Source organism: uncultured Tyzzerella sp. (genome assembly GCF_963558545.1).
Taxonomy (GTDB): Bacteria; Bacillota; Clostridia; order Lachnospirales; family CAG-274; genus Tyzzerella.
In genome coordinates, this window is the sequence record NZ_CAUWHO010000085.1 from 1 (window position 1) to 4,726 (window position 4,726).

Here is a 4,726-nt window from a genome sequence, read left to right on the forward strand (position 1 = left end):
AAGTCGTATCTTAATTGTAATAAACAATTTTTTGAATACTCTGTATACAAAAACAAATACTTCTATATATTTTTATTCGTAAAATTTAATACAAAAATCCGTATATAATCTTTACTTTAAAAATATATACCATTTCTTAATTGTAAAATAAAAATACCACCAGTTAATAAATGGTGGTATTTTTATTTTACAATATTTTTATGCTAATGCTTTTTCTAGTTTATCTATTTCATTATAAGGAAATAACTTTAAAAGCTCTCTATATTGATATTGTGTTAATCCTTCTGTCGATACATACATTTCTACTTTTTTATCTGTATCTGCATTAATAAAATCTTCTTTAAAGTGTTCAAATGCCATTATTTCCATTTTTTTGCCCCTTTTCCTTTTTTAATATTTCACTTATACCCATAACTACTAAAAACCAACCAAAAATTTTCCTAAGTATTTCTCCTTTTAAATTTACAGCAATAAAAGAACCTATTATAGCACCTATTATCCCAAATATTATTATTTTAAAAAGCCCTTCTTTTTCAATAGTTTTATTTTTACTATGAACAAAAATGGCTATAATAGCAGTAGGTATAAAGTATAGCAAATTAATATTTTGGGCAACTTTTTGCTCCATATCAAATATTAATGTAAGAGCAGGTATTAAAATAACTCCACCACCTATACCCATACCACTTATAATACCAGACAATGCTCCAGCTAAAAACAACCATATCATAAAATCAATCTCCAAGCACCTATAAGCATAAATACGCCAAATATTTTGTGTAACCAATTAGCTGGTATTTTTTTTAAATATTTTGCACCTATAAATCCACCCAATATACCACCTAAAGATACAGCTATAACTTGCTTTAAATTTACATCTATTCCTTTAAAGTATATAAAAATACTAACTATTGATAAAGGTAAAATAACAGCTATTGTTGTAGAATGTGCTTTATGCTCTTCCATTTTTAAAAATTTTTCAAGGCTTGGCACTAATATGCTACCACCACCAGACCCAAATAGTCCATTAAAAAATCCTGCTATTAAGCCTATTAGAGAAACAAAAAATTTTTATTCAAGCCATCACCACCTTAGTTATATTTTGGCTCAAATAAAAATTTTTATGCTTATTTTTTATTTTTCTTTTCTATTTTTTCATATTCTTTACAACAAGACTGAAAAAAACATATAGGACAATTAGGTGTTCTAGCTTTACATATAGCCCTACCGTGTGCTATAACCTGTGTGTTATACCTTATCCAATGTTCTTTAGGCAATATTTTCATAAGCTCAAACTCTATTTTTACAGGGTCATCATTTTTTACAATACCAAGTTTTTTAGATATACGTTTAACGTGTGTATCTACAACTACACTTGGCAAATTAAAAATATGACTTCTAACAACATTTGCAGTTTTTCTACCTACACCAGCTAAGCTTGTTAAATCTTCTATGCTAGACGGTACTTCTCCATTATATACCTCCAAAAGTCTTCTTGTAGCTAATATTATATTTTTAGCTTTATTGTGATAAAATCCAGTTTGTTTTACATCTTTCTCCATCTCCAATAAATCTGCAGAAGCAAAGCTTTCTAATGTTGGGTACTTTTTAAATAGTTTTTCTGTAACCATATTAACTCTATCATCTGTACATTGGGCACTAAGCATAGTAGCTATTAAAAGCTCATAAGGAGTAGAATGATTTAAATAGCATTTGTCTTCTGTTTTATAATGTTCGTCTAAAAGCCTTGTAACTTCTTTAACTCGTTCATTAAGCCTCATTAAAATTACCTCTTTCTAAGTAATGATATTTAACCTTATATATCAAATCGTTTTTTGTGTTGTAGTCAAATAAAATATATACTTCTTTTTGGTTTATAATGTCAAAATTGCTATTTATCATAGTTTCTATATCAATATTAAATTTTTCAAAATAACACATTCTACTAATTTGTTTTGCATCATATTTTTCTAAATGTGGTATATATTTTTTTATATTTTCTTCGTTATTATAAAATTTTCTTTCTTTTTCTTTAAAATCGTTATCATATTTGGTGTCTAACCATAAAGGTAAGCTTTTAATATTATCATTTAATAAAATATCAAATTTTACTATTTCATTTAATACTTTATCATCTATGCCTTTAATATTATTAACAAATATATAAAGTACCTCATAAAGTTTCATTTTGTTATGGCTAATGTTATTATAATTATTTGTCTTCCAATATATAGCTAGCTGTTCAAAAAAGTTAAATGGAGAGCTAAAAAATTTAATTCCATATTTTATAGTATTAATAGCTTTACCAGAATTATAATAAGTTTCCACCATTTCTTCTATATTTCTAAGCATAGTCATTTTATCATAGTCTATAAGGTTTGTATAAAGCACTTCATAAGGTGCTTTGTCTTTATATACTATACCGTATTTGTCTGCATTTATCCTAAGTCCAGAGCCTTTTAACAATTTTAAAAACCCTAACTGAAATTGTTCTGGATAAACACTAAATACATCATTAAAGGATTTTTTAAATATTTCATAATCTTCAAAAGGCAACCCTGCTATTAAATCTAAATGTTGATGTATATTTTTTAAGTTTTTTATTTTACCAACTTTATCAAAAAGTTTTTGTAAATTTGTTTTTCTTTTTATTTCATCTAAAGTAGCATCATTTGTAGATTGAACACCTATTTCAAATTGAAAAAGTCCAAGCCTTGCCATTTTTAATACATTTAGCATATCATCATCTACTATATCTGCCGATATTTCAAAATGAAAATTTGTAATACCATTATCATTCTCTATTAAATAATTCCATATTAACAATGCAAATTTTTTATTACAGTTAAAAGTTCTATCTACAAATTTTACTTGTTTTACATTATGTTTTAAGAAAAAGTCTAAATCTTGTTTAACACGTTCTTCATTTAAAAATCTAAGTCCTCTTTCTAAAGATGATAAACAATACTGACAGCTATAAGGACACCCTCTAGATGCCTCATAATATAATATTTTATTTTCTGTTCCTTCTAGTCCATTTTTATATACAAAAGGTATATTATTTAATGGTAACAAATCTCTCTCTTTTGTTACAACAATTCTATTATTTAACATAAATGCTATACCGTCTATATTTTCAAATGATTTGTCTATACATTTTTTTTCATTAAAATTATCCACAAGCTCTTTTACTGTTTTTTCTCCTTCGCCTATGCAAACTATATCTACACCTTTTTTAAATATATAATCATATTCATAGCTAACCTCTGGTCCACCTACAAATATTTTTATATTAGGTAAAATCTTTTTTATAGTAGATATTACATCTAAAACTGTGTTTATATTCCATATATAACAAGAAAAACCTAAAAAATCAGGTTTTTCTTCATATATTTCATTTATAATCATATCTTCATCATTATTTATTGTAAATTCTCTTGTATTAATGTTTGTATTATTTTCTTTGCAGTAAATCTCTATACTTCTTACTGCTAAAGATGTATGTATATACTTAGCATTAATACCTACTAATAACGTTTTTATTGTAATCACTCCCTTTTATTTTTTATTTGCATTGGAATATTTATTACCTTTTTTCATTTCTATACCCTTATATTCAAAAAGTTCTTCTACTGTAACAAGCTGATAACCTTGTTCCACAAGCTTTGGTATAATAACCTCACAGGCTTTTGCTGTACTGTCATATAAGTCATGCATTAAAACTATATCCCCATCTTTTACTTTTCCTAAAACTTCTTTTTGTATAGTATTAGCATTTTTATTTTTCCAATCTTTTGTGTCTATATTCCACATAATAATAGGGTATTCTACAGTTTGCTTAACTGTATCATTAACAGCACCATATGGAACTCTTACAATAGTTGCTTCTTTACCTATTGTATTTTTAAGAGCTTTATTAACTATATCAACTTCTGTTTTTATTTTATCTTTAGATAATTTAGTTAAATCTTTGTGATTAGCCGTATGGTTTCCTATTTGGTTTCCAAGCATATCCATTCTTTTTAAAGTTTCTTTATCTTTTTCTATCCTTCTTGATACTAAAAAAAATGTTGCTACTGAATTATTTTCTTCTAAAACATCTAATATTTTATTAGTTGTATTGCCATTAGGCCCATCATCAAAAGTTAAAGCTATCATTGGTTTATTTTTATCAATTTTTCTTTTTCTGTTGTTATTCTCTTTTATTATTTGCTCTGTTGTTACTTTATCTGTTGTTGTTTGTTCTGTTGTTATTTGCTCTGTTGTTGTTTCTTTAGTTACCGTAGTTTGTGTACTATTTTCTGATATGTTAACAGTAGTAGCTTGTGTTGTTATTTCTTTATTTGTAGTTGTTGTAGATGCTAATGTAGTGGTTGTTGTTTGCTCTATATATTCCTTTTTGATGTATGGTAACACATTTTCAAAAGGTATTTTTATAAAAATTTCTTCTTGTTTTTTATAATCATAAAAGAATACTTCTACATTTTCATCTTTTAAAAATATCTTTTTATATACTTCTTTATTTGGTTTTATATAGTTATAGTTTTCGCTTTTCTTTGTTATATTAAGACCATAATTATTAAAAAAGTAATTTTTAGCATAATCATAAAATAAATCTTCATATCCATTAATAAAAATATCCTCTATGCTTAAAAATTCACCACTTGTAATATCTATTATATATGTTTCATAAAATTTAACAGGGTTTGGATATGTACTATAATTT

General features: G+C 25.5%; 6 protein-coding genes. All 6 read right to left on the minus strand.

Features of this window, described 5'->3' with window-relative positions:
- Positions 1-198 precede the first annotated feature (198 nt).
- Positions 199-369 carry a hypothetical protein gene (locus tag R5Z65_RS09515; RefSeq protein WP_317368757.1) on the minus strand — a complete coding sequence of 57 codons (171 nt, stop codon included), beginning with the start codon at positions 367-369 and terminating at the stop codon, positions 199-201.
- Complete coding sequence (locus R5Z65_RS09520) at positions 350-730, minus strand: TSUP family transporter (protein ID WP_317368758.1); 381 nt, start codon at positions 728-730, stop codon at positions 350-352. Before R5Z65_RS09520 ends, R5Z65_RS09515 begins: the two co-directional genes overlap by 20 nt.
- Positions 727-1,053: a sulfite exporter TauE/SafE family protein gene (locus R5Z65_RS09525; protein ID WP_317368762.1), complete on the minus strand. Its 327-nt coding sequence runs from the start codon at positions 1,051-1,053 to the stop codon at positions 727-729. The genes R5Z65_RS09520 and R5Z65_RS09525 overlap by 4 nt, the downstream gene beginning before the upstream one ends.
- Positions 1,054-1,127: 74 nt before the next feature.
- A complete protein-coding gene (gene nth, locus R5Z65_RS09530; RefSeq protein ID WP_317368759.1) occupies positions 1,128-1,781 on the minus strand; it encodes an endonuclease III in 654 nt (217 codons plus the stop codon).
- Positions 1,771-3,552: a B12-binding domain-containing radical SAM protein gene (locus R5Z65_RS09535; RefSeq protein WP_317368760.1), complete on the minus strand. Its 1,782-nt coding sequence runs from the start codon at positions 3,550-3,552 to the stop codon at positions 1,771-1,773. Before R5Z65_RS09535 ends, nth begins: the two co-directional genes overlap by 11 nt.
- Positions 3,553-3,558: 6 nt before the next feature.
- Positions 3,559-4,726 (minus strand): polysaccharide deacetylase family protein (locus R5Z65_RS09540; RefSeq protein WP_317368761.1); only part of this gene is annotated, 1,168 nt, incomplete at its 5' end.

Excerpts from the sequence above, each read along its gene's own strand:
- R5Z65_RS09515 (WP_317368757.1), bottom strand. The coding sequence starts at position 369 with ATGGAAATAATGGCATTTGAACACTTTAAAGAAGATTTTATTAATGCA.
- R5Z65_RS09520 (WP_317368758.1), bottom strand. The coding sequence starts at position 730 with ATGATATGGTTGTTTTTAGCTGGAGCATTGTCTGGTATTATAAGTGGT.
- nth (WP_317368759.1), bottom strand. The coding sequence starts at position 1,781 with ATGAGGCTTAATGAACGAGTTAAAGAAGTTACAAGGCTTTTAGACGAA.